Source organism: Salinisphaera sp. T5B8 (assembly GCF_040361255.1).
Lineage (GTDB): Bacteria > Pseudomonadota > Gammaproteobacteria > Nevskiales > Salinisphaeraceae > Salinisphaera.
The window spans coordinates 1-26,724 of the sequence record NZ_APNG01000013.1 but is presented as its reverse complement, the minus strand read 5'-3'; the positions used below and the strand labels follow the sequence as shown (position 1 = coordinate 26,724).

Below are 26,724 nucleotides of genomic sequence, written 5' to 3'. Positions count from 1 at the left end.
GGCATCGGTCTTCTTCCTCTCCTAGAGCCGCGATATGAAACTACACGTTGACCTCGTCAGTGCCGAAGGCCAGATCTATTCCGGCTCGGCGACCATGGTGTTCGTCGCCGCCGAACTGGGCGAAGTCGGGATCGCGCCGCGCCACGCGCCGCTGCTCACGCGTATGCGCCCCGGCCAGGTTCGTATCCAGCAGGAAGGCCAGGACGAGCAGCAGTTCTTTGTTTCGGGCGGGGTGCTCGAGGTGCAGCCGCATCTGGTCACGGTGCTGGCGGATACCGCCGAGCGGGCCGCGGATATCGACGAGGCTGCGGCCGAAAAGGCCAAGCAGCGCGCCGAAGAAGAGCTTGCCAAGGCCGAGGACAAGATGGATATTGCCCAGGCCCAGGCCGAACTGGCCGAAGCGGCCGCGCGCCTGAGCATCGTCAAGAAGCTGCGTTCGAACCACTAGCCGGCTGGGCGTACCGCTCGCCTGGCGCGGCGGTACCTAATAAATCAGGCGAGATATAACGGTTAACTTGCCGGCTGCGCAACAATCGTCTAGGTTGTTGCACTGCGACACTCCATTACTGTTTCGGTATACGGCATGCCGTCGGACGGCCTCGCAATTCGAACCGCTATTCGGCTCGCGCTGGGTTTGTTGCTCGCGAGCCCGTTAGTGGCGCTCGCCGGACCCACGGAATCCATCTCCCCATTCATGTCGTCCTCGTTCGAGCGCACCATCCACGGTGAAGAACGGGAAGTGGATCTGTCCAGCATGCGCAAGGGGCTGGGCCGCGCGGAAGCTTTCTTCGGCGTCGATGCGCTGAGCACCCGCGACGAACGCTATCTGACCAGCGGCCTGCAGTGGCAGGGTGGCGCGAGCGATGGCTCGCGCTTGCATCTATCGGCCTTGCGTACCGAAGGCGAGGGCACCGCCCTTGCGGGCGGCCAGACATTGCTGCGGGCCGAAAACCGGTTCGATCTGGGCGGACGCTGGTATATGCCCGATCTGGCCACCGAAGTCGCCCAGGTGAACAACACCGCTGATAACGGCACGGTGCGCACGGGGCGTGCGGCCAGCCTCGGCCTGACCCAGTCGCTGGGTGCCAACGATTTGACGCTGCGGTATTTCCAGGCCGATGCCCAATTCGATGCGCTGGGCAGTTCGGTGGTTGCGGGCGATCGTGGTTTCGGCCTTCAGGCCAGCCGCCCGCTGGGTGACAGTTGGCAGTTGTCCCACGACGTGCGTCTGCACGAGCCATCGCCGTTGCGCGAGGAGGCGGCCCTGGCCCAGACTTTTCTACTGTCACGCAATGCTAGCGCGACAGATATCGGCCGGCCCTGGCAGCTACGGGCGGAACTGGGGGCGCCCATCGATACCCGGGCGGACAGCGGCACGCCCCTGGCGCTTGAGCTGGCCAGCCAGACGCTGCAATGGCGGGACTGGCGCATGAACAGCAGCCTCGGCTGGTACGACGCGAGCATGGACGCGCCGCTGGATCTGCCCGTGGACGGCCGGCTCTGGCGGCTGTCGGCAAGTCGCGGTCTGACCATCGCGGGCCTGGAGGCTGAGTTGTCGCCGACCTTCGCCCTCGGCGAAAGCCGTTATCAGCTTCATGGCAGTGCCGCGCGCGCAGGTCTGAACCTGGGGCTGTCGCAGCTGAGCGACCGTATCGATTTTAGCGTCAATTATCTGTCGGCCGGTTGGTCGCCCACGCCGGAGTTGGGCGACGACCTGCAGATGACGCTCAATTTCACTCAGAGTACCGGCGCGCTCCTGCCGGGTATTCGCACCATGGCGGAAACGCTGCGCCTGCCGTGGCAGCGCCGGCGCTAGATTCCGGCGGCCGCGTGTAACTGGCACGTGTTTTGATGGGTTATTATGACGCGTAGACGAGGGGGAACTCGCCCGCGTTATCCGGTCGGTAGCAGCAGGGCGGGGTGGCCGGCCAACATTGGAGTGATACATGACAAGGCATTGGCCTGCCGGCATGCTTGCCGGTTTCGTCGTGCTCGGCGCAGCGTTGGCGCTGCCGGCGACAGCACAGGATTCGTCTGCCCCGGCTAAAAAGCCGGACGCTGCCCAGCAAACCACCGACGGCAGCGACGCGGCTAAAAAGCGCAGCGCCTTCGGCTACGACACCGTGGTCGCCAAAGCCCAGGCGCTGGCGGGCAAGCCCTACGAAGCGCCGGCCCAGATCCCGCAGTTCCTGCAGGATTTCGATTTTTCCACCCTCGAGCAGATCAGCTACAAATCCGACAGCGCGCTCTGGCACGACATGCAGCTGCCGTTCGAGGTGATGTTCTATCACCCCGGCTCGTACTACACGCATGCCGTGCGCATCAATCTGGTCAACGATGGGGACGTGGGCGAATTTCGGTTCGACAAGAACCGTTTCCAGTACCCCAACGACGAATTGCGTAACCGCATTCCCGACGATCTCGGCTATGCCGGTCTGAAGTTTCTGCACGAACTGGGCACCCCCGGCAAGCTCGACGAAGTCGCCTCGTTTCTGGGCGCGTCCTATTTTCGTGCGCTCGGCAGCGATCAGCACTATGGCCTGTCCGCACGCGGGCTGGCCATCGATACCGGCAGCGACAAGGGCGAGGAATTTCCCGCGTTCGTAAGCTTCTGGCTGGTCCGGCCCAAGCCGCAGGACAAGACCGTGACTGCCTATGCCCTGCTGGATTCGCCCAGTGCAGCCGGAGCCTACCGCTTCGAGATTACGCCGGGGGATTCCACCCTTACGCGTGTCGAGGCGACGCTGTTCACGCGCAAGGCGATCACGAAACTGGGCGTGGCCCCGCTCACCAGCATGTTCATGTGGGGCGAAAACAGTCTTGCGCGCCTCGACGATTATCGCCCCGAGGCGCACGACTCCGATGGGCTGCTCATCTCCGCGACCAACGGCGAATGGCTGTGGCGCCCGTTACGCAACCCGCAGCGGTTGACGATGAACCAGCTCTCGGCCGACAACGTCCGCGGGTTCGGCCTGCTCCAGCGCGATCGTGATTTCGATCATTACCAGGATCTGGACTACGAATACGAAAAACGCCCGGGCGCCTGGATTACGCCCGAAGGCGATTGGGGGAAGGGCCATCTGGAACTGGTCCAGATCCCCTCGGAAAGCGAAGTCAACGACAACGTCGCGCTGTACTGGGTACCCAATGATCCGGTGACGGCCGGCGAGCGCCTGCACTATGCCTACACGATCAAATGGGGTATGGAACTGGCCAGTCCCGCGTCGTTGGCGCATACCGCGGCTACGCGTATCGGCCGGGCCGCCGTCACCCCGGGCCAGCCGCGCAATACCATTCGTGTGGCGATCGATTTCGTCGGCGGCGAACTCGAAAAGCTCACCGATCCGGCCAGTGTGCAACCGCGTGTGAACGCCATGCGCGATGCGACCATCAACAACATCGAGGCCATTCGCAACCCGCATACCGGTGGCTGGCGATTGACCTTTCTCGTGCCCACGGATTCGTTGAAGACGCCGCTTGAGCTGCGCGCCTATCTCGCCGGCGCCGATGGCGGTGCGTTAACCGAGACCTGGAGCTACGCGTTATCACCGTGAGCGATACCAACCCAGCCGCCGAGGTCACCCAGGCGATCGATGGCTATCTTTCGCATCTGGATCTGGCCGACGACAAACGCCGCCGCCTGCGCGCCCGCGTACTCGATGCCCAGCCGGCAGACCGGCGTGCCGCGCTCGACCTGCTGCATGCCGAACTCGAAAACGCTTACGGTCAGCCGGAGCTCGAGGCCGACGACCGTGCGCTGATGGGCCGCTTGCACGACAGTTACCCGGATATGGGGCAGGCGTCGCAGACGCGCGCGCCGACCGCCGGGGCACTGCGTACCGCCGCCATGCCGCCGCTCAACCGTTGGCCCATGTCGCCGGCGGATATCGATCGCCGGCCGTGGCGCATTCTGCCCTGGCTTGGCCGAGGCAGTAATGCGTTGCCCAAGTCGGTACCCAGCCGGCTCAAGGGCGTGGTGCGCTGGCGCCAGACGCTGCTGGCGCTGATGGTGGCCTTTCCCGCAGCCGGCGCGGCAGCCTATATGGCCACGGTCTTGCCGCATCGCGGTGCGACCGTGCTGGAAGCCTTCATTCTGGGCGCGGCGTTTTTGCTGTTTGCCTGGATTCTGGTGGGTTTCTGGACGGCGTTGTCCGGTTTTTTCGTGCTCTGGCGGGGTGATCGGTATCTCGTACGCAGCGATGCGCCGAGCGGCCCACCGCCGCGCAAGCCGCCGGTCGAGGGCGCGGCACGTACCGCCATCGTCATGCCGATCTACGAAGAAGACGTCACCCGTACGTTTGCCGGTCTGCGCGCGATTTATGAATCGGTACAGGCGACGGGCCGGCTCGACGAGTTCGATTTCTTCGTGCTCAGTGACTCGGTCAAGCCGGATACGGTGATCGCCGAGGAAAACGCCTGGGCCGAGACGTGCCGCACGCTCGATGCCTTCGGCCGGCTGTTCTATCGGCGCCGCCGGGCCCGCGTGAAACGCAAAAGCGGCAATCTGGCCGATTTCTGTCGTCGCTGGGGCGGGCATTACCGCTACATGATCGTGCTCGATGCCGACAGCATCATGGCCGGCGATACGCTGACTGCGCTGGTCGATCGCATGCAGGCCAACCCCGGCGTGGGGCTGATCCAGACACCGCCTACGGCGGTCAATCGCGACAGCGTGCTCGCGCGGGTGCAGCAGTTCGCCACCCGCGTGTACGGGCGCATGTTCGCGGCCGGCCTGCATTTCTGGCATCTGGACAATGCCCACTACTGGGGGCATAACGCGATCATCCGGATCGAGCCGTTCATGGCCCACTGTGCGTTGCCGCGCCTGCCCGGGCGTGGGGCGCTATCGGGCGATATTCTCAGCCACGATTTCGTCGAGGCTGCGCTGATGCGCCGTGCCGGTTGGGGCGTGTTCATCGCCTACGATCTGCCCGGCAGCTATGAAGAAGTGCCGCCGACCCTGCTCGACGAGCTGGGCCGCGACCGGCGCTGGTGCCAGGGCAATATCCAGCATATCCGGCTGTTGTTCTCCGACAACCTCGCGCCGGCCCATCGGGCGCTGTTCGCCAACGGGGTGATGGCCTACACCTCGGCTGCGATCTGGTTCATATTCCTGCTGCTGTCGAGTACCGAAGCGGTGCTCGAGGCGGTGCGCACGCCGGACTATTTCCCGGTTGCGGGGGCGTTGTTCCCGGCCTGGCCGGTATGGCAGCCGATATGGGCGGTGAGTCTGTTCGTGGCCACGCTCGTGGTGCTGTTTCTGCCCAAGATTCTGGGCGTGGTCATGATCGTGGCCAAGCGCAAGCAGCGCGAGTTCGGTGGCGTGGGCAATCTGGTCGCCTCGACTCTGATCGAAATCCTGCTGACGTCATTGCTGGCGCCTATTCGCATGCTCGCGCATACGCGTTTCGTGTTCACCACGCTCATCGGCAAGCAGGTGAAATGGAATGCCCAGCAGCGTGCCGATGCCCAGGTGCCGTGGTCGCGCGCACTGCGTTTTCATATCTGGGGCATGTTGCTGGCGCTGGGCTGGGGTGCGTTGCTGCTGTGGTATACGCCGGGTTTTGCGCCCTGGCTGGCACCGATTCTCGTGCCGCTGCTTATTGCCCCGGCGATTACCGTACTCACCGCGCGCGCCGATCTGGGTATCTGGTTGCGCCGCCACGATCTGCAGCTCATCCCCGAAGAGCGCCACGCGCCGCCGGAACTGGCCCGCGTGGTCGAACTGGAGGCGGGCGCGCCGGCCGAGGCCGGCTTTGCGCAGGCCGTGGTGGATCCGGTTATCAACGCCCTGCATACCGGCATGCAGGGGCGTGACCGTTCGCTCACCGCGGCGATTGCCGAGTATCGTCAGTTGTTAGCGGAACGGGCGCTGGATAATGGCCCGGACGTGCTCGATACCGACGAACAGCGTCGTCTACTGGCGGATCCGCAGCGTATGCGCTGGCTGCATCGCGAAGTCTGGGCTCAGGCGCCAAGCGCTTGGCAGGGCTGGCTGGCCGAGCGCCCGGCCGCAGCATCTACGCAGGAATCGCCGCGGGCTGTATAGTCCCACGTCAAACCGTCGAATCGTCTTTAGTTATGGGTCTGCATATCGTCGTCCTGGCCGCGGGCAAGGGTAAACGCATGCGTTCGGCGTTGCCGAAGGTGCTGCAACCGCTGGGCGACCGGCCGTTGCTCAAGCATGTGGTCGAGGCCGCACAAACGCTGGATCCGCAGCAAATTCACGTGGTCTACGGCCACGGCGCCGAACAGGTGCAATCGGCGTTGGGGTATCTCGAGGTCAACTGGGTCTATCAGGAGCAGCAGCTGGGCACCGGCCATGCCGTGCGCCAGGCCATCGACGATGTGCCCGACGATGCCAGCGTGCTGGTGCTCTACGGCGACGTGCCGCTGGTACGCGCGGCCACGCTGTCGCATCTGGTGGATGCCGCCGGCAGCGACGCATTGGCGCTATTGACGGTGGTGCTCGACGATCCGAGCGGTTACGGGCGGATTCGGCGTGACGACAACAACCGTGTTGTGGGCATTGTCGAAGACAAGGACGCCAGCGGCGACGAGCGCTATATCCGCGAAGTGAACACGGGGCTGATCTGTGCCCAGGCCCGCCATCTGCGCGATTGGCTGTCGCGGCTGACCAACGAAAACACCCAGGGCGAGTATTACCTGACCGACTGCATCGCCATGGCCGCCGGTGACGGCGTACAGATCGTCGCCGGCCAGGCCGGCAGCGTGGAAGAAACCCAGGGCATTAACGACAAGCGCGACCTGGCCACCGCCGAGCGGCTGCTCCAACGCCGCCAGGCCGATGCGCTGATGGATCAGGGCCTGACCCTGCGCGACCCCGAGCGTTTCGACCTGCGCGGTTCGCTGCGCGTCGGGCGCGATTGCCTAGTCGACGTGAACGCGGTGATCGAAGGCGAGGTGGTGCTGGGCGAGGGCGTACATATCGGCCCGCACTGCGTGCTGCGCAACTGCACCATCGGCGATCATACCCAGGTGCTTTCGCATACCGTCATCGAGCACGCCGCCGTGGGCGCACGTTGCCAGATTGGTCCGTTCGCACGTTTACGTCCGGACACCGAGCTGGCCGATCGCGCCAAGATCGGCAACTTCGTGGAAACCAAAAAGCTCCGGCTGGGCGCGGGCAGCAAGATCAACCACCTGAGCTATGTCGGCGATGCGGTCGTAGGCGCCAACGTCAACATCGGCGCGGGCGTGATCACCTGCAACTACGACGGCGCCAACAAGCACGTCACCACCATCGGCGACGATGCCTTCATCGGTTCAGATTGCCAGCTGGTGGCGCCGGTCACCGTCGAGCGGGGGGCCACCATCGGTGCCGGCACCACGCTTACCAAGACCGCGCCGCCCGATACGCTCACGCTCTCGCGCGCCAAGCAGTTCAGCATCGACGGCTGGAAGCGCCCGCGCAAGAACAACCCCGGCCACTCGTAACCCATACGCTTGCTATCGGGCCGCGGGCGGCGGCGCGATCGATCGACCAGAGGAATCAGCGCCATGTGCGGAATTGTCGGCGCCAGTGCGCAGCGCAATGTCGAACCCATCCTGCTCGAAGGCCTGCGGCGGCTGGAGTACCGCGGCTATGATTCGGCCGGCATGGCGCTCGTCAACGACGGGTCGCTGGATCGTATCCGTGCGGTTGGCAAGGTTCAGGCGCTGGCCGACAAATTGGCCGAAGCGCCGCGCCCGGGTGTGCTCGGCATTGCCCATACGCGTTGGGCGACCCACGGCGGCGTGTCCGAAACCAATGCCCATCCGCATGTCTCTTCCGATCGCATCGCGGTGGTGCACAACGGCATCATCGAGAATTTCGAACCGCTGCGCGAGCGCCTGAAACAGGCTGGCTACGCATTCACCTCGCAGACCGATACCGAAGTCATCGCGCATCTGGTCGACAGCCATCTGGGCGACAGTGGCGACCTCGCCGCCGCCGTGCGTGCCACCGTCGCAGAACTCGACGGCGCCTATGCGTTGGCCGTGGTCTGTCGTGATGATCCGCATACCCTGGTCGCCACGCGTAGCGGCTCGCCCCTGGTGCTGGGCGTGGGTATCGGCGAGCATTTCGTAGCGTCGGACGTGGCGGCCCTGCTGCCGGTCACTCGCGATTTCGTCTATCTCGAAGAAGACGATCTCGTGGTGCTCACCCACGAAAGCTATACCATCATCGACGGCAGCGGCGCCCAGGTCGACCGGCCGGTCAAAGAGTCCGGCCTGTCCCTGGCGGCGACCGAAAAAGGCGGCTATCGCCACTTCATGCTCAAGGAAATCTACGAGCAACCGCGCGCGCTGGCCGAAACCTGGCAGGGCCGTGTATCCGCCGACGATATCTTCGCCTCGAGCATCAGCGCCGAAGCACGCGCGCTGCTCGACGGCGTCGAGTACATTCATATCGTGGCCTGTGGCACCAGCCACCATGCCGGGCTAGTCGCGCGCTACTGGCTCGAAGCCATGGCGCGTATTCCCTGCAACGTGGAGCTGGCCAGCGAATACCGCTATCGCGATCCGGTGGTGCCCAAGAACTGCCTGTTCGTCACGCTATCCCAATCCGGCGAAACCGCCGACACGCTGGCCGCATTGCGTTATGCCAAATCGCTGGGCAGCGGCGACGGCGGCTATCTGGCCACACTGGCCATCTGCAACAAACCGGAAAGCTCGCTGACCCGCGAGTCCGATCTGGTGCTGATGACCCACGCCGGCCCCGAAATCGGCGTGGCCTCCACCAAGGCCTTCACCACCCAGCTGCTGTGTCTGCTGTTGCTTACCGGCATGCTCGAACGCAACGCCGACGATCGGCGGGCGCTCGCCGAAGATATTCATCAGCTGGCCACCTCGGTCGAACGCGTGCTCGAACTCGACGACGCCATTCGCCATCTGGCCGAAGAATTCGTCGACAAGAACCACGCCCTGTTCCTCGGGCGTGGACCCATGTATCCCATCGCCATGGAAGGCGCGCTCAAGCTCAAGGAGATCTCCTATCTCCACGCCGAAGCCTATGCCGCCGGCGAACTCAAGCACGGCCCGCTCGCGCTGGTCGACGAAAAGATGCCCGTCATCGCCATCGCGCCAAAGAACGACTGGCTGGAAAAGGTGAAATCCAACCTCCAGGAAGTCCGCGCCCGCGGCGGCAAGCTCTACGTGTTCGCCGACGCCGCCTCCGGCCTGGATACCGGCCCCGGCATCACCGTGCTCGACATGCCGCACGTCGACGAAACGCTGGCCCCTATTGCATACACCGTCCCGCTACAACTGCTCGCCTACCACGTCGCGGTCGCCAAAGGCACCGACGTCGACCAGCCGAGAAATCTCGCCAAGAGTGTGACCGTCGAGTAGTACTCGCCTCTTCGAGAGGCCCTAGAGTTTGCTGCATCGTGAAATATCAGCGTAAGCTCGCTTTACAAAAAATAAATCGCTTTTGGCTATATTTCGCATACGCGCTTGTAAGCCTATAAGGCTGCGTGAATTTACGGTATAAGCCGTTGCGAGAATGAGATCGACGTGCCTTTAAGGGCGGCGTAAATTCTCTGCAGTGGCGACTAAAGCGGGCTGGTATATTTGTTTCAGGACAAAGCTGTCGCTGGTATCACCGGTAATACTTCTACTGCCTGATAGCGTTGTAGTCTGTCCGCAATCGATTCTGAGGGCTATGGCTCCAACGTTTTTCGACTCACTGCTACGTAACTCGCGTTACATTGCGTATTTCGTTAACGTCGTTATATGCGGCTTAATTGTTTGGAGTGTGTGGAGTAGTTACGAATTCTTCAGCATGTTCGAGCAGCAGACATCCGCCGCCGAAACGCAGTTGCCTCCGCCGAGATCTCAGAATACGCCAGTCGACTTGGCGTTGATTACCAAGGCGAATCTGTTTGGCGTATCGGAGCCATCCTCCAATGCGCCCCCTGGCGACGTCGAGATGCAGTTCGTGCCCGAAACTGCGTTGGATTTGGAGCTCAAAGGCGTCTTTTCAATCGGGCAGTCGGGAGCCTCACAAGCTATCATCCGGCTGAGTGATGGCGCGGCGAAAACCTATGCCGTTGGCGATGATATCGCGCCCGATGTCGTAGTTCACCAAATCAGTGCCCGGTATATTGTTATTAGGCGTTCCGGGGCCTATGAAACGCTATGGCTGCCCCGAGACAAGCCCACGAGTCGCGATCAGCAAATCATAGCCGTTAGTGTGGCCCCGATTAGTGCCGCGGATTTTAAACAGGCTGTTGACTCTAAAATCGCCATTACACCGGAGTTACGTCAATTTATTGCCGAAGCTCGCCGTGCGATTTTCGTAAAAAAACAGCCGGTGTCCAGATACATTCGACTACAAGCGATAACAGAGAAAGGGGTGTTACGGGGATATCGTGTCTATCCCGGTCGCGATCCGACCTTATTCGAAGCGCTGCCGTTCGAGAAAGGTGATCTGGTGCTAAGTATCAATGGAATGGATTTTTCTTCCACTACGGCGGCAAACGGGGAGGTGCTTTCGCAGCTTAGCGACGGCGAAACGCTGTCTTTTGTTGTCAAGCGCGGCGGTGTAAATCGTGTTTTCGAGTTCGATCTCTCGTCTTGATTATGTCTTGGGTCGATAAGCGGGGCTGGTGTTGAGAATATTTGCTTTATTGTTCTTGCTTATCGCTGCCGTACCAGCATTTGCGCAAAATGCCCGGTCGGCCGAGGCGGCAGTTGCGACAAATACTGCTAACGCTGAAGGGGCGAGTCTGAATTTTGAAAAGGCGGACATCAATGCGGTGATCGCGGCCGTCTCAAATATCACTGGCCGGAACTTCATCGTGGATCCTAGAGTACGCGGCGAAGTCACCGTTTTTACGCCGAGTTCGGTAGATGAGAGGGCGGTATACCAAACGTTCTTGGCGATACTGGATGTGCTGGGTTACGCCGCCGTCCCGACCGCTACTGCGGTTCAAATTGTACCGGAAGGCGAGGCCAAGCAATATGGTGAACCGGCCGAGGTGCGCGGACAAACCGATAGCGATGTTGTGACTCGAACTATCGAGCTGGAAAATGTCGACGCAAGCGAGCTAGTAGGTATTCTTCGTCCGCTCATGCCACAGGATGCGCAAATTGCGGTCTATCCTGCCGGTAACACCCTGATTATTACCGACCGCCGGGCCAATATTCAGCGTTTGCAGCGAATCATCGCGTCGCTAGACCAGCGCAAAACTACGGCTCTGGACATCGTTAAACTCCAATACGCTGAAGCTACTGAAGTCGTAAACGCGTTAAATCAGATACAGCAGAGCCAAGGCCCCTCTGGCGCGCGCGCAGCGCTACCTATCGTCGCCGATCCCCGAAGTAACCAGATTATTCTGGGCGGCGATACGCCTACGAACGAGCGCTTGCGTAATCTTATTGGTCGTCTTGATGTCGATATCAGTAGCGGTGATGCGACGACCGAAGTTCTGTACTTGCAGAATGCTGAAGCTGAATCAGTGGCGCCACTGTTGCAACAGCTTGCCCAGATTGAAAGCCAGCGGTATCAAACGTCGGAGCGCGGCTCCAACGTCAATAATGCGGTTGGAGTCTTCGCGGATACGTCGCTGAATGCAATCGTCGTTACAGCGCCAGAGCAGACGATTGAGGCAATCCGGCAGTTGCTTAAAAAGATTGACATCCGTCGAGCGCAGATACTGGTAGAGGCCGTAATCGCTGAGGTCAGCGATACCAAGACGCGAGAGCTGGGAGTGGATATCGCCGCGTTGGGTGATAATGTCGCATTCGCGAGCCTGCTTGATCCTGCGACGATAAGTGCTATCGGGTCAGGTGGTGTTAATGGTGGCACGATTAACCCCGCAGCCTTCGCCGGAAGAGGTGGCAGCCTCGGCGCTATCAATCGCAGTGGTGATAGTGCTATCGCTGGTTTGATTCGAGCGCTTGCGACTGATCAGAACACTAATATTCTGTCCGCTCCCACGCTGGTCACTATGGATAATGAAGAGGCGAAAATCTCTGTAGGACAGGAGGTTCCGTTTTTAACGGGCTCATTTACCACTGCTGTAAGTGGCGACGGTGATGGTGGTGGAGCCGTCAATCCATTCCAGACGATCGAGCGTCGAGACGTTGGGCTGACGCTGACGATTACACCGCAGATCAGCCAGGGGGACACCGTAAAGCTACAAATCTCTCAGGAAATATCGAGTATCAGCGGCACCCAAGCGGATGCTGTCGACTTGATTACAAACAAACGGACACTCAGCAATACGGTCGCTGTCGATGATGGTCGCGTGTTAGTTCTGGGCGGATTGATCGATCAAGAGTTTCAAGGCTCTGAAAGTAAAGTGCCGTTGCTAGGTGATATACCACTTATCGGTGTGTTGTTTCGTAGACAGGCAGTTACGAACCGCAAGCGGAACCTCATGATTTTTATTCGCCCAGTAATAATTCGGGACGCAGATACTGCCAGCGCCTATACGAAAGAGAAATATCGCTCCGCTGTAGCAGCTCAGGAGCATGGGTTTGCGAACAACGAGTCGGTCTTAGGCTCGGACGATCGCATACGGCTCAACCAGCCTTCATCGGGTGCTGGCTACGAGTCTAATCTACTTACCGAGGGTTCTTTACCAGTGGCGGAATCGAAAAAAAACAAGCCTTTGGTTCAATCGACACTTGACTACGCTATAACGCGTTCACCGAGGCGTGTGCTGCAGCGTCGTCCAAGACAGCCATGGCCTGCTGTTTATAGAATTTTGGAGTTTCAGGGGTGCCTCGATCATCCTCCATTATCGCTGACGAAACCAAGTACGCCGACGAGTCGTGACGCTGCAGTGTGCCGCGTATTCGATACTTCACCTTGAAGCGCATTAGCACCTGGTATCTAGCTGTGCCGCCTGGGCTATGGTCACCAGCTCTGCGCGAGATTGTATACCCAGTTTGGCGTACACCCGTTGGAGGTGATTTGAAACCGTGGAAGGGGAAAGCTCTAACTCGCGCGCGATTAACTTGGTTGCAGTTCCTACCTGAGCCAGCTCGACGATGCTACGTTCTCGCTCTGAGAGTTTACTTAATGCATCCTCATAATGAAGGTATAAAAGGTATGTGCCCGCATTACGGTGCCCGCTGATCTGTAGCTTTCCATGCGTCAGATTAATTGGCCTGTCTTCACCGGGTAGCGGGAGCGGAAAAAGTGTCGAGTTCCATCCGGGGAAAGTTAACTTGAGCAGGTGCCTTGCTTCTTCTTGTAAGTAATAAATATCGCCGCCGGCCTCGCAGATAACCATAGCGAATTGCTTGGCTGAACCGCGTGGCGGAGCATTTTCGGCGATCAGCGCCCTGATTTTTAGTGAAACAAGATGCGGCATGAATGAGATCACGCGGCTCTGTTCAAGTTCTGTAAATACTTGATCGTCTAGACGGTTAAGGACCAGCATATGCATCATGCTGGTGTGTGGTTCGACGTACGCAACGATGCACTTTCTGTCAGGGTTCTCGGTATCCGCTGGCGGCGGCGCTATCGACCGTCTAAACCGTCTTTCCGCCCTTATTCCGCTCAACGTCACTGCTGCCGGGATGCCCGGTTTCATACCCGTAGCGATGGCGCTCAGCTCCGAGAGCGAGAATATACGGTCCCGCCGCAGGTCACAGAGCGATCTTAGTCTCCCGTAAGCCGCGTAGAACGATAAGTCGTTGAGCCGAAGATTGATAACGGCTTGAACCCCTTGATCGAAGGTCACTTGGGTCGCCAGAAGTCTTAGCGCTCTATTGCTTGACTCGCCGATACGGCCGCGCGCTGTCGTTAAATAGAGCCGTCGTATAAAAGACTCACGTGCTGATGCTTCTGGATCCGCTGTTGCGTGAATCGTCAAACTTGCCATGTACCTAATCGCTGCAGTGTTTTGGGTATTTTTGCAGACCTAACGCTCTTCTAATGGCCTTATGATTTCACGGCCAATATTTCAGGGGCTAGGGCGTTATGAAAGTGTCGCGGTCGTGGTTTGTATGTTTGTGTTGCGTTTGGTTTGGTGCCGCCATGGCTGCAACAGTGCCAGGAACGACCGCCGGGGCATTTCAGGTCACCGACGGCGGCGCTGCCACATACAGCATCCCGCTCAACATGCCGCCTGGAAGCGCAGGCATGGAGCCGAAGCTGGCCTTTGCTTTCAGCTCGAATTCGGGTAACGGCCTCCTTGGCCTCGACTGGCGCATAGATGGCATCTCCCAAATCGGCCGTTGTGCGACGACCTTGGTGCAGGATGGCTTTATAGATGGCGTGGACTACGATACGAACGACAAGCTTTGTCTCGATGGTAAAAGGCTTGTGTTGGTCGCTGGCACCTACGGAACCAACCTGGCCGAATACCGCACTGAAATCGATACGTTCTCCAAAGTTGTGCAGTATGGAAGCATAAACGCGGACGGCGTTTGGTTCAAAGTGTGGACAAAGAGCGGCGAAATATACGAATACGGTAATCGGGATAACGCTGCGTTTCGGATTGAAAAAGCCGATGGGACGTTCGGGCCCGTACGTGTTTGGTCTGTAAATCGCATAAGCGACACGGCCGGAAATTATATCGACTTCAAATACAGCCGTGATGCGAGCACGGGAGAAACCGTTCCAGAAAGCGTCAATTACACTGGAAATTTAGCCGCTAATGTAACGCCATATAACAGAGTCGCTTTCGAATACGAAGCCAGGCCGGATGTGACATCTGCCTACGATGGAATTGGCTCCAAAAAAGTCGTTTCAAGCAAGCGGCTTGCTGCGGTCGCAATATACGCAGGCCTCGATCTTGCTGCGCGCTACAAGGTGGAATATAAGGATTCCTCCCTTGGCTCCGGTAGAAGTCGCGTGGCTGCGATCTCGCAGTGCGACGATGATGGGAATTGCTTCGAGCCAACGCGTTTTGTCTGGGATGACACGAGCCAGAAATTAACTTATTCCGAAAATGTGCAGTACATATTCGATAATGACATCGCGCGAATGCATGTTGGCGATTGGGATGGTAACGGCCTGCACGACTTCTTGTATTACAACTATCAGAAAGGCACTCAGGTCTGGTATCAGAACAAAGGCGATGCGACCAAAATAACTACCGAATACGCGCCCCAGAGCCCTCTTCCCACTGGCAGTGTCAGCAATGGGGACGGGGAACTCCATTTTGGCGACTGGAACGCCGACGGAATAACGGATGTAATGTGGTTTCGGCCTAAAACGGGGGCAAACAACTGGTGGTTGAATAACGGAGACGGAACCTTCTCCGAGCAGTATACAAGCCCAATCCCCAGCAATTTATTAGCCGGGGAGTATGCTCAGTTGGAGTTTCTAGACTTTAACTCCGACGGCTATGTGGATATCGCTTACTACGATACGGGTAGCGGTACAAACCGGTGGTTTGTATCAAATCAAAACATGGGCTGGGACCGAAAAGATAATATTCTGGAGCCTGCTTTAATCAAAAGCAGTTTCCGTAGCACTCGGTTGCTATTCGGAGACTGGAACGGCGATCGCCTCAAAGATGTTGCCTTCGTAAACAAGAAAACTGGGCACAACGTTTGGTACGTAAACGAGGGTATAACCTACGATTCCACGCTGAAGAGCTATTTTCCAAACTTCACCATTAAAAGACAGGATGCGATCGATCGATCCGATTTGTACAGTGATGCAATTGTAATCGATGGAAATGGTCGTTCGCGTGAGTTCTATATCGGTGACTGGAACGCCGATGGTATCGACGACTTCGTCATGTTTGATAGGGCGACTGGCAAAAACGCGTGGTACATAAATAACGGCGATAACAAGTACACGATGCTTGGTAGGCGGCTTCTAGAGAGAGATAGGCTCGATAACTACGGAAAGCTCCATTTCGGTGATTGGAACGCCGACGGTATTACAGACGTCGCTTTCTATCGGCCAAGTGGTGCAAACATTTGGTACTTGAACGACGGCGAGGCTAATTTCACTATATGCGGGGATCCGGGCGTCACCAGAGAGCGCGTCAACGATAAGACGGGTAATATTCAGTTTGGCGACTGGAACGGCGACGGCATTATCGATTTCAGTTGGTACAACCCAAGTGCAGGTCGAATTTGGTGGTTCACGAATAATAGTGCGGAGCATGAAATGCTGCGCACGATCACCAATGGCTTGGGTGCGTCTGTATCGATCGAATATGCGCCGTTGACCGATTCTTCCGTGTACACGCGTACTGCCGAGATCGCTGGCGCGGGCACGCAAAAGCTGCAGACGTCGAATTACGTCGTCAAGTCTTATAAGCAGACGAATGCGCTCGGTGGCTTGTCTACCACTAGCTATAAGTATACGGACCTCATTGCCGATCTCACGGGTCGCGGCATTTTAGGCTTCAAATCTATATTCAAGATGGATTTGGATGCCAAGGTGGGCGTGCAAACAAACTACCGTGTTGATTTTCCCTTTACAGGACTCGCCTCCGAGACTACGACTTATCGCCTAAATGCTTCGGCGCCTTACGCGCCAGCGGCGCCGATCTCAGTGAACTCACAGACGTTCGCTAGTAAGAAAACCACCGGGAAAGGCGCGCCACGCTATTTTGTCTATGCACAGCATCAGGAAAACAAATCGTTCGACGGCTTGGCCACAGTGTCGGCCGGCGGGCAAAGCAAGCCGTTGTTGTTGAGCATAGAGACGATCGATACAACCTACGACAGCTACGGCTCTGTTGTGGAAATGATTTCGAAAGTCGAAGAGATCAACGGCGCGGACGGCGTTCCGCAAGCCAGTGCACCGGTTTATACGACGATGGTGCGAAACGCGTATAGCGACAACGTTAGTAAATGGCAGCTGGGCCGGTTGACGTCTACGACGGTAAGCAAGACGAAGTCGGGCGATTCCGACCCTGCGACGAGAACGTCCACGTTTGCCTACGATGCGACGACTGGTTTCCTGGTGCGCGAATCGGCATACGTCGGAACCGACAGCGAGACATCGACGGTTTACGAATACGACAATTTCGGTAATAAGATCAAGTCGACGATTACGACTGTCGACGACCAGACCGGCCGAACGACTTCAGCCCAATTCGATTCACGCGGGCAATTCCCGATCAAGAAAACGAATGCGCTCGGTCATGCGGAAACCTATACATACGACGGGAGAACAGGCCAGCAGCTATCGTTGACGGGGCCGAACGGTCTGACGACGACATGGGAATATGACGGTATGGGCCGGCTCACCAAAGAAATACGAGCAGACGGCACCTATACGCGCCAGGAATATTTGGCATGTACGGCCCAAATGTGCCCTTCTGGTAACGGAAAATTCGCCACCAAGACCACGGGTTCCGACGGCAGTCAGAAGATTGTGGCGGTGAATGTCTTGGAAAAAACAGTTTCCGAATCGACGCTTGGCGCCGACGGTGACTGGATCGATCAAATCACGCAGTACGATAAACAAGGCCGGCCCATCAAAGCCTCAATGCCGTTCTATCGTGGTCATACTGTTTATTACGCGACCTCCACTTACGACGCGCTTAATAGAGTCACGGCAGTCGCCGTGCCGAAGGGCGACGGCTCGAACGCTGTGGACTATACGCGGACGAGCTACCGTGGTTTTAGCACGACAACGACTGATGCGAACGGCAAAAAATCCACCAAGCAAGTTGATGCGCTCGGCAATCTGACGCAGGTTACGGATGCGCTCGGTAATAGCACGAAGTACTACTACGATGCCTTCAATAATTTGACGCGTGTAGAAGACGCTAAAGATAACAAGACATTCGTGTGGTATGACGAGGCGGGTCGTAAAATAGAGATGTACGACTACGATACGGAGACCACGCAATACGAGTATAACGGCTATGGAGATCTGATCTCTCAGACGGACAACAAAGGCCAGAAAGTTACGATGGTCTATGACGCGCTCGGTCGCATGACTTCGCGCACAAGTGTCGAGGGCACGGATCGCTGGGGGTACGATAGCCAGTGGATTGGCGCGCTCGACGGTGTAACGGCTGCAGACGGTTTTAAGCAGCAACTGGCTTATAATTCGCTCGGCCGTCTCGTTCGCAAGCGTACGATCATCGCAGGCGAAAAGTTCGATGTCTCTCAGAGCTTTGATGATCAAGGCCGACTTTGGCGACTGACCTACCCCAACGGCCTAAGAGTCGATCACGAATATAGCGCCAGCGGTTATCTGGATCATATCGTTAATCCAGATACCCAAGTTATGTATTGGAACGCCAACGAGTACGATGCTGCGGGCCGAGTTAACGACTTCCAGCTTGGCAACGGTCTGAACACGATTCGCTTCTACAACCCGACCAAAGGGTATCTGCAAGAAGTAATTACCGGCAGCACCATCGGAACTGAAATTCAGTCTCTGACATACGAATGGGATCCGGTGGGCAACCTCCTGTCGCGTACCGACCAAAACCAGGCTGGGCTAATTGAGGAGTTCCAGTACGACGCGTTGAACCGGCTCGTGCAAGTCGAGGGCGGTAATGGCGAAAGTAGTCTTAACGACCTGTTCCTTTCATACGACAGTATTGGGAATATTGCGTATAAGAGCGATGTAGGCTCCTACCACTATGCGAATCGCCCGCATGCCGTTGTGTCCATAGATGAGGGCCCGCGGCCGGGTGCGTATACATACGACGCCAACGGCAACATGCTCACCGCGCCGAACCGGCGCGTGCAATGGACATCCTTCAACAAGCCGCGAGCGATCGTTCGAGCCGCAAGACTACCGGCTGACGGTTTCTACAAAGGCGGCGCTTTAACATACTCGGATGCATCGGCATTCAGCTACGCGCCGGATCGCAGCCTCTACCAGCAGGTACGCAATCAAACCGCCAAGAACGGCTTCACGCAGACGAAGATTAACTATGTTGGCGGCCTGTATGAACGCCACGACCACGGCAACGGCGATATAGAGCATCGTGCCTATATCCAGGTTAACGGCGAGACGATCGCGATCGAAGTCGACCATGGCAACAATGACGCGACCCGTTATCTGCACCGGGATCACCTGGGTTCAGTGACCGCTATCACCGACGCGAGCGGAAAGTTGATCGAGCAATTGGCATACGACGCCTTCGGTAAGCGCCGGAATATCGACTGGCAAGCCGATAACGCAAAGGACGATCTCCTTTACAACAGCGATTACCTGACCGATATCGGCTTTACCGGCCACGAGCAGTTGGACAACGTCGGGCTGGTCAATATGCAAGGCCGCCATTACGACCCGCTGATCGGTCGGTTTATTTCCGCTGACACGCTCATACCGTCGCCGGAGACAACCCAGGGGTATAACCGCTATACCTACGTCTACAACAATCCGTTGTCGTATACCGATCCGGATGGTCACAATCCATTTGCTGCTTTTGCCATAATTGCTGGTACTTACTTAACTACGGTCGGCATAATTATCGACCACAAGCAAATGACATCGGTCGGTGTGTCTTTGCTTGTAGCAGGAGTTAGCCCCGGATTGACGCCGGTTGAAGCAGCCGGGGTAGGGTTCGGCGCAGGTTTCGCAGCCAGCGGCGGGAATGTCAAGGCGGGCCTGTATAGTGCTGCGACCGCTTACGCGTTTGGGCGTGCCGGGCAAATACAAGGGCCTGTGGAGGGCGCCTCCGCTGCGGCTAAAGCGGGATATTACGCCAAGATGGTGGTGATACATGGCGCGATAGGCGGCGTATCCAGCGATTTGCAAGGCGGGAGCTTTAGATCAGGATTCTTTGCTGCTGCTGCCACGAAGGCTGTGAGCCCTGTGATAAACCCGAATGGAAAGTTTGCAATTCCGACTAGTCAGGCTCGAGTATTTGCTGCGGCTATTATCGGTGGGACCGCGTCCGAGTTGTCGGGCGGGAAGTTCGGTAACGGCGCTATGACTGGTGCTTTCTCGCAGGCTTTTAACGCCGAGGGTTGCCGTGACGGCTGTGTTGAACAAAGTAATGAGTCCTGGATAGGTCGACTCAAGTCGAACTTCAGTGATTTCGTATCCGGTTTTTGGGAAAGCGCTAGAGAAAATGTCCAATTTGGGACAGAGCTAACGATCGCTGGCGGGCCAGGGACAAGTGTATCAAGTGCATTCAATGGCAAGGGGGATACTGCAGTCTCCGCTGAGTACGTCAAAGGATATATGCTCAAGGGTGGTGCTTACGTCAAAGGGGATTTCCTTAAATCAGGCAGCATATCAGGCGCGTATCAATCTGTAGAAGTATGCTTCGTCACTTGTATTGGATCGCAATTTAACTACCAAGGCGATTACACGCTCGGTACCAAGCTCATCTTTCCGCCCGCGTTCGGTGTCACAGTCGGCGGCGGCTATACGGCCGATCCTGGCGAGTGGTAATTTAAATTTCCAGGGAGGGGTAAATGATTGATATCGAGCTATTAACGCTAATCTTTATAATGTCTCTGTTTGCTGAGGTAGTAGCCCTGTTCGCATACGTTCGACGCATTCGCAAACTAGTCGAGTACGCACATCGAAAAGGCTTAACTTTGTTCGGTCGCAAATATAAAACTGTATATGAACTGTATATAGACATCTCATTTTTTAATAATCTGCTTTCTGCGACACAGATACAAAAAGAAGAAGACCAGTTATTGCGCAAGAATTTAATTTCAACCAGGCGACTTTTTATTTTTCAGTTTATTAACGGGCTAATATTCGTTGTTCTGATTGCTCTAATAGGAGCTATTACTTGATAGTGTATTTTACTAGTCTTCCCAATATGTGATGAGGATAGAAAAGCTTCGCGCATCCTGATTAGCCCCGAAACTCAGCAGCGCGTGAAAAAGTCGGGGTCTATCTTCGGATTCTGCAGGCGACCGAGGGTGCAGAAATCGGCTAGACTCGATCCGGTGACGAGGGTGTGGCTCGTGGGGTTCGCATCCTTAACTGGATGCTCGACTCTGAATTGCCGCCCTCGTCACCTGCATCATCCGGACACGTCTGCCGAGGATGATGCCAGCCGATAGGCCGTGGCTTCCAGATAGACAAGACGCCGGGTGATCCCGGTTTTTGTCTCTGGAGGTCGAGATGATGGCATCGATTCGAGTCGCGGCGAGACGCGGCGAGACGGGGTCAGAGCGGCGAGACGGGGTCAGGTCTAGCTAAGTAGCATTGATTTCCAAATCAAGCTAATGTCGATCGTATGGCCCGACCCATCCGAATCGAGTTTGCTGGCGCGTTGTATCACGTGACTTCGCGCGGTGATCGTCGTGAAGCGATTTACGAAGACGACACGGATCGCACACGTTTTCTCGAAATTCTTGGCCAGGTCGTGCAAGACTTCAACTGGGTCTGCCACGCCTATTGCTTGATGACCAATCACTACCACCTGGTCATCGAGACACCGGATGCGAACCTCTCCCGGGGGATGCGTCAACTCAATGGCGTCTATACCCAGTACAGCAACCGTCGCCATCGACGCACGGGGCATCTGTTTCAAGGCCGCTTCAAGGGCATTCTCGTAGACGGTGACAGCTATCTGCTGGAGCTGTCGCGATATGTTGTGCTCAATCCGGTTCGCGCACGTATGGTCAATCGACCCGGCGAATGGCCCTGGAGTAGTTACGCCGCGATGATGGGCGTCGTGTACTCGCCCGCGTGGTTGGCAACGGATGGGCTATTAGCCGCGTTTGGAAAGCGTCGTCGTGTCGCTCGCCAACGATACAAGGCCTTTGTTTTGGACGGAATTGACGCGGACTCGATCTGGCGCGATCTGCAGGCTCAGGCGTTTCTTGGCGATGACGAATTCGTCGCCCGTAACCTGAAACACGTCAATGTTCAGGACGACGTCAACATTCCAAAATCCCAGCGACGGGCGCCACCGCAACCGCTAGATGTTATTGCCCGCCGACACGCCAAGCGCGACGAGGCGATTGCGGCGTGCCATGCGAGCGGCGGATACAGCTACGCGCAGATTGCAGACTACTTCGGAGTACATTTCACGACGGTGGGGCGGATCGTGCGGGCCAGTAAATCGGCTGAATAGTACGATGATAGACCTGACCCGATGATGACCCCGATGAACAACGCGGTATCGCTGATCGATATAAGTGACGCCACCAACGCAGAGAGTTTTATGTTTACCGGTCTAAGCGCTTTTCCACTGAGCCCGCTCGGAAGCGACGGCATCGACGAGCCTGCCTTCATTCGTTTGATGGCGCGCCTGGTTTCCGCGGAGGTCGATTCGATCTGTGCTTTGGGATCAACCGGCAACTATGCGTATCTGCATGCCGATCAGCGGGCGCGCATCACGCGGCTGGCGGTCGAGCACGCCCACAACATTCCGGTCATTATCGGCGTGGGCGCTCTGACAACCGATGAGGTGCTCTTCTACGTCGAAGACGCGCAGAACGCCGGGGCCGAGGGTTTGCTCCTTCCACCGATGTCGTATCAGCCGCTGCAAGACGCAGAGGTATTCACCCTCTACGAAACAGTCGCGCATGCGACCGATATTCCGCTCTGTGTGTACGACAATCCCACGACGACGCGATTCGAGTTCTCGGACACGCTACACGCCGAGATCGCTCGGCTACCGCATATTGGGTCGATCAAGATTCCGGGTGTTCCCGATGATCCGGCCGAGTCGGTTGCTCGGGTCAAACGCTTGAAAGCACGAATCCCCAACCACGTAACTGTCGGTGTCAGCGGCGATGCTTTCGCGGCACGCGGGCTGAACGCTGGCTGCGACGCGTGGTATTCGGTTATCGGCGGCCTGTTTCCCGAACCCTCACTGGCGATCACACGTGCCGCTCAGGCCGGCGAGGTCGACAAGGCGGCACAACTTTGCAATGCGCTGACGCCACTCTGGACGCTCTACAAGCAACACGGCGGTAGCCTGCGGGTGATCGCATCGGCAGCAGAACAACTTGGGCTTGTGGGATCTGCCTGTTTGCCGCGGCCATTGCAGGCGCTTGATGATGCGGAGCGTCGTGCGCTTGGCGACGTGCTCGATGCGCTGAATCTGAGCTGATTGGGCACCGAATCGCGTCGCGCTCGTGACGACATGACGCGCTCGATTCGCATTTCGCCATGCAGTTATCGAACCTTATTTTCATTCTCGCGTCGGCTTTCATGGTCACGGCCAGCCCTGGGCCCGCGTCGTTGTCGATTGCCGATACGTCGCTTGGGTCGGGGCGACGTGCGGGGCTGGCACTCGCCGCCGGTATCGTGACCGGCTCGTTGTTTTGGTCTGCCAGCGCGGCTTTCGGGCTTGGCACGCTGACGAAAGCGCACCCTTGGCTACTGGATATCGTGAGATACCTCGGGGCGGGCTACCTACTCTGGTTGGCCGCCAAAGCAACCCAGGTCGCTATATGGGGCCGCGGCGTTTCAGCCAACGCTCGAACGGATCGCCTGACTGGATCGCAGGCGTACCGACGCGGACTACTAATCCATCTGACCAACCCCAAGGCCATTCTGTTCTTTGCGTCGATCTACGCGATTGCGTTACCCGCCAACACCGGTGTCGTCGCACTAGGCGTTGTCGTATTGGCGTTGCTGCTTCAAAGCAGCCTGATTTTTTTTGGTTACGCTCTGCTGTTCTCGAATGCCCCAGTCTCTTCGTTCTACAAACGAAGCAGTCGATTCTTCTCAGGCGTTTTTGCTCTGGGTTTTGGCGTGGCGGCTTTTAAGGTTCTCTTGTCGGCATAGGTCCGCTTCGGGTGGCAATCGGCCAGAAGCGGACTCACCCGGTTTTGCCGGTTCGAAACACCCTCCAGCGCGGGCGCGAAGGGACCGCCACCGTAATTATCACCAGGCTAGTGATAATGAGCGCCACGCCAGCCGACCATCCCCCGCTATCGAGTAGCACGCTGAACCGGTGTTGGGTCCCAAGCAGCAATCGCGAAAGACTTGTCGCGTTGTCGATAATTTTCGTCGCTCATGAAAGCAATGGCTTCGAGATAGTAAAGAGGCGGGCTGTATCGTTTGTAGTCACATGACCGCTGGTGCCGCAGCTCGCGTGTATTAACAATCGCGTAGGGCTTCGGTCAGGAAATCCAGAACCGCGGTGACGCGAGCGGGTACTCGTGCGAGGGGGCGTTTGCCGAGATAGACTGCGTGCATGGCTTCGGAGTCTTCGGCCGTGTCCGCTGCCAGTACTCGTACCAGTCGACCAGTGCGAATATCGGCATCCACCTGAAATGCGGCAAGGCGCGTGATTCCCAGCCCGTGCAAGGCCATGTGGCGTAGTGATTCACCGTCGCTGGCCTGGACCGGGCCATCAGGCGTGACGATGTCGATTCGTTGGCCGTTGCCAACTGGCCATCCGCCCGTCGCCCGCATATAGGTCGGCCCGAGCCGATCATGATCGGCTAGGTCCGATGCGCGTTGCGGCGTACCGCGTCGCCGCAGATAGTCTTGTGAGGCCACCAGCCGCATTGGCGTGCGGCATAAGTGGCGCGCGACCAGCGTTGAATTGGGTAGGGGGCCAGCGCGCACCGCGATATCGGCCTGTGCCTGAACCAGGTCAACAATCTGGTCGGTCAGCGTCAGGGCGACGGTGAGCCCGGGATGTCGTTCGCGCAGGCGTGGCAGGAGCGGGATCAACCGATGATGGCCAAATGGCACGTTGGTGTTGATATGGACATGGCCTCGCGCATCGTCGTGATCGGAGAGTCCGCGCTCGGCCGCCTCGAGATCAGCCAGCAGCCGCGTCGAACGCTGGTAGAACTGGACGGCTTCCTGTGTCGGGGCGAGCCCTCGTGTCGATCGATTAAACAGGCGCACGCCCAGTCGCGCCTCAAGCCGTTTGATCAGTTTGCTTACGGTCGACGGCGTGCGTCCCTGTGCGCGGGCCGCTGCCGAGAAACTGCCCAGTTCGAACACGCGGACGAATGTGTCCATCTGAATTAGCCGATTGGTGCCGCGCTCCGACATGTGAAATCAGTTCACAGGCGTGTTGAAGCGTCCGAGCCTACCGCGTGGCTGCCTCAAGGCCAATCATAACCATTGCTGTCGTTAGCGTACGCCCTGCTGGGATGCGGATGCAGCACTCATGTTTTTTTATATGCAGGAGGTCAGTTATGAATCTATTTATCACCGGTGCCAGCGGCTTTATCGGCGGCTCGCTCGCCCGTTACCTCGTCGATCGTGGCCACGCAGTCCGTGGTTTGATCCGCAACCCGGACAAGGTCGAGCCATTGACGGCGCTCGGCATCACCCCGGTGCTGGGCGATCTCGACGACGCAGCGTTGCTGGCGCGCGAGGCCGGTATCGCCGAGGCCGCCATCAATGCCGCGGATTCCGACCACCAGGGGGCCGTGGATACGCTACTTGGCGTGTTGGCGGGCACCGGCAAGCGTCTGGTGCATACGTCGGGATCGAGTGTTGTCGGTGACGACGCCCGCGGCGATTACACGGCCGACATGATTTATGAAGACGACGACGTGTTCGTACCCATGGCTATTCGTCGCGACCGGGTTGCGATCAATACACAGATTCGCGCGGCCGCGACCACGCACGACGTACGGGCAACGGTTATCGCGCCGGCCATGATCTATGGCGAGGCCTTGGGTCTGCCCGCCGAAAGCGATCAGTTGCCCAAGCTGGTGAGAAAGTCGCTCGCCGTGGGGGCCGGCGTACACGTCGGCGCGGGTGTCAATCGCTGGTCGAACGTGCATATCGCGGACCTGGCCGCGCTCTATGAGCGTGTGATCGAAACCGCCCCGGCGGGCAGTTATTTCTATGCCGAAAACGGCGAGAACAGTTACGCCGAGATCGCAGCGGTGCTTGGCCACGCGCTGGGCTTCAAGGGCCGCACCCAGTCCTGGCCGGCCGAGGAAGCGATCGAGGAACTGGGCGATTGGGCGCGCTTCGCGCTGGGCTCGAACAGCCGTGTCCGGGCCCGAAACGCACGACAAGCCCTCGGCTGGCAACCTCGGCGTGTGCCCTTGCTGGACTGGCTGCGTGCCCAACCCTTCGCGTAGGGATATCGCCGGCGATCCTCTGTGTACACCGGCGGAACGGGCGGCCGTAAGTGTGGGGATCTCCGGCAGTGGATCGTGGCGGTTTCTCGTAGCCGGACGACTTTAGTCGAGGGCGATCGACACCGGCGGTAAATCGTTGACTACGGTCGACGATGCCGGGTGTGCTGAGTGAGGCGATGCATTCGAGATATTCTATCGCCGACGCAAGTGCGATGCGCGACCGCGCCCGAGCGGCGCGGTGCTTGCGAAAACGTGGTTTGTCCGCCTTTTTTTCGCTATTAACGACGCGAGCGGAGCGTTGATCGAGCAATTGGCATACGACGCCTTCGGTAAGCGCCGGAATATCGATTGGCAAGCCGATAACGCAAAGGAGGATCTGCTTTACAACAGCGATTACCTGACCGAGATCGGCTTTACCGGCCACGAGCAGTTGGACAACGTCGGTCTGGTCAATATGCAAGGCCGCCATTACGACCCGCTAATCGGGCGGTTTATATCCGCTGACACGCTCATACCCTCGCCGGAGACAACCCAGGGGTATAACCGCTATACCTACGTCTACAACAATCCGTTGTCGTATACCGATCCGGATGGCCATGATCCTTTCACGACTATTTGGGCGCTGACGACTGTATTCGTGACTGCCAAGAGAACGAATCAGGATGAGGTGGCTGCGGTCGCGGCGTCGCTCATGACAGTAGCGGCCGCACCGTGGGGCGCGGTCGCGTCCACGGGCGTTGGTTTTGGTGCGGGGTTTGCTGCGAGTGGAGGAAACCTAAAGGCAGGTCTGTATACCGCTGCAACGGCCGCCGCGTTTAGCGGAGCCGGTGGGAG

At 58.1% G+C, this 26,724-nt stretch carries 17 protein-coding genes; 15 read left to right on the top strand and 2 right to left on the bottom strand.

Features of this window, described 5'->3' with window-relative positions; genetic code table 11:
- Positions 1-34 precede the first annotated feature (34 nt).
- From T5B8_RS12490 to gspD, 8 genes are all read left to right on the top strand, one after another.
- Positions 35-448 (top strand): F0F1 ATP synthase subunit epsilon, encoded by a 414-nt coding sequence (locus tag T5B8_RS12490; RefSeq protein WP_353179202.1) that lies wholly within the window; start codon positions 35-37, stop codon positions 446-448.
- A 246-nt stretch (positions 449-694) separates the two neighbouring features.
- Complete coding sequence (locus tag T5B8_RS12485) at positions 695-1,816, top strand: hypothetical protein (protein ID WP_353179200.1); 1,122 nt, start codon at positions 695-697, stop codon at positions 1,814-1,816.
- Positions 1,817-1,946: 130 nt separating this feature from the next.
- Positions 1,947-3,554, top strand: coding sequence for an OpgD/OpgG family glucan biosynthesis protein (locus tag T5B8_RS12480; RefSeq protein WP_353179198.1), 1,608 nt, complete (start codon positions 1,947-1,949; stop codon positions 3,552-3,554).
- Positions 3,551-6,049 (top strand): glucans biosynthesis glucosyltransferase MdoH, encoded by a 2,499-nt coding sequence (gene mdoH / locus T5B8_RS12475; RefSeq protein ID WP_353179196.1) that lies wholly within the window; start codon positions 3,551-3,553, stop codon positions 6,047-6,049. Before T5B8_RS12480 ends, mdoH begins: the two co-directional genes overlap by 4 nt.
- Before the next feature lie 32 nt (positions 6,050-6,081).
- Positions 6,082-7,458 (top strand): bifunctional UDP-N-acetylglucosamine diphosphorylase/glucosamine-1-phosphate N-acetyltransferase GlmU, encoded by a 1,377-nt coding sequence (glmU, locus tag T5B8_RS12470; protein ID WP_353179194.1) that lies wholly within the window; start codon positions 6,082-6,084, stop codon positions 7,456-7,458.
- Positions 7,459-7,521: 63 nt separating this feature from the next.
- Positions 7,522-9,354: a glutamine--fructose-6-phosphate transaminase (isomerizing) gene (glmS, locus tag T5B8_RS12465; RefSeq protein WP_353179192.1), complete on the top strand. Its 1,833-nt coding sequence runs from the start codon at positions 7,522-7,524 to the stop codon at positions 9,352-9,354.
- A 313-nt stretch (positions 9,355-9,667) separates the two neighbouring features.
- Positions 9,668-10,585, top strand: a complete 918-nt coding sequence (locus T5B8_RS12460) for a type II secretion system protein N (RefSeq protein ID WP_353179190.1) — start codon at positions 9,668-9,670, stop codon at positions 10,583-10,585.
- 31 nt (positions 10,586-10,616) lie between these two features.
- Entirely contained in the window at positions 10,617-12,827 is a 2,211-nt protein-coding gene (gene gspD / locus T5B8_RS12455) for a type II secretion system secretin GspD (RefSeq protein WP_353179188.1), read from the top strand.
- A gap of 6 nt (positions 12,828-12,833) precedes the next feature.
- Here the strand turns inward: gspD and T5B8_RS12450 are convergent, their stop codons facing one another.
- A complete protein-coding gene (locus T5B8_RS12450) occupies positions 12,834-13,409 on the bottom strand; it encodes a helix-turn-helix transcriptional regulator (RefSeq protein WP_353179186.1) in 576 nt (191 codons plus the stop codon).
- 590 nt (positions 13,410-13,999) lie between these two features.
- Here T5B8_RS12450 and T5B8_RS12445 point away from each other — a divergent pair.
- From T5B8_RS12445 to T5B8_RS12425, 5 genes are all read left to right on the top strand, one after another.
- A complete protein-coding gene (locus tag T5B8_RS12445; protein ID WP_353179185.1) occupies positions 14,000-20,302 on the top strand; it encodes an FG-GAP-like repeat-containing protein in 6,303 nt (2,100 codons plus the stop codon).
- 23 nt (positions 20,303-20,325) lie between these two features.
- On the top strand, positions 20,326-20,658 hold the full coding sequence (locus tag T5B8_RS12440) for a hypothetical protein (RefSeq protein WP_353179183.1): 333 nt from the start codon (positions 20,326-20,328) through the stop codon (positions 20,656-20,658).
- 449 nt (positions 20,659-21,107) lie between these two features.
- Positions 21,108-21,950 (top strand): transposase, encoded by an 843-nt coding sequence (locus tag T5B8_RS12435; RefSeq protein WP_353179182.1) that lies wholly within the window; start codon positions 21,108-21,110, stop codon positions 21,948-21,950.
- Between the two features lie 90 nt (positions 21,951-22,040).
- Positions 22,041-22,934: a dihydrodipicolinate synthase family protein gene (locus T5B8_RS12430; protein WP_353179371.1), complete on the top strand. Its 894-nt coding sequence runs from the start codon at positions 22,041-22,043 to the stop codon at positions 22,932-22,934.
- A gap of 59 nt (positions 22,935-22,993) precedes the next feature.
- Positions 22,994-23,614, top strand: a complete 621-nt coding sequence (locus tag T5B8_RS12425; protein ID WP_353179180.1) for a LysE family translocator — start codon at positions 22,994-22,996, stop codon at positions 23,612-23,614.
- Between the two features lie 315 nt (positions 23,615-23,929).
- Here the strand turns inward: T5B8_RS12425 and T5B8_RS12420 are convergent, their stop codons facing one another.
- Positions 23,930-24,841 (bottom strand): LysR substrate-binding domain-containing protein, encoded by a 912-nt coding sequence (locus T5B8_RS12420; protein ID WP_353179178.1) that lies wholly within the window; start codon positions 24,839-24,841, stop codon positions 23,930-23,932.
- Positions 24,842-24,987: 146 nt separating this feature from the next.
- Here T5B8_RS12420 and T5B8_RS12415 point away from each other — a divergent pair, with 146 nt between their 5' ends.
- Both T5B8_RS12415 and T5B8_RS12410 read left to right on the top strand, forming a co-directional pair.
- Positions 24,988-25,890: an NAD-dependent epimerase/dehydratase family protein gene (locus T5B8_RS12415; RefSeq protein WP_353179176.1), complete on the top strand. Its 903-nt coding sequence runs from the start codon at positions 24,988-24,990 to the stop codon at positions 25,888-25,890.
- Between the two features lie 298 nt (positions 25,891-26,188).
- Positions 26,189-26,724: RHS repeat-associated core domain-containing protein (locus T5B8_RS12410; RefSeq protein WP_353179174.1), on the top strand; the 536-nt coding region annotated here is incomplete at its 3' end.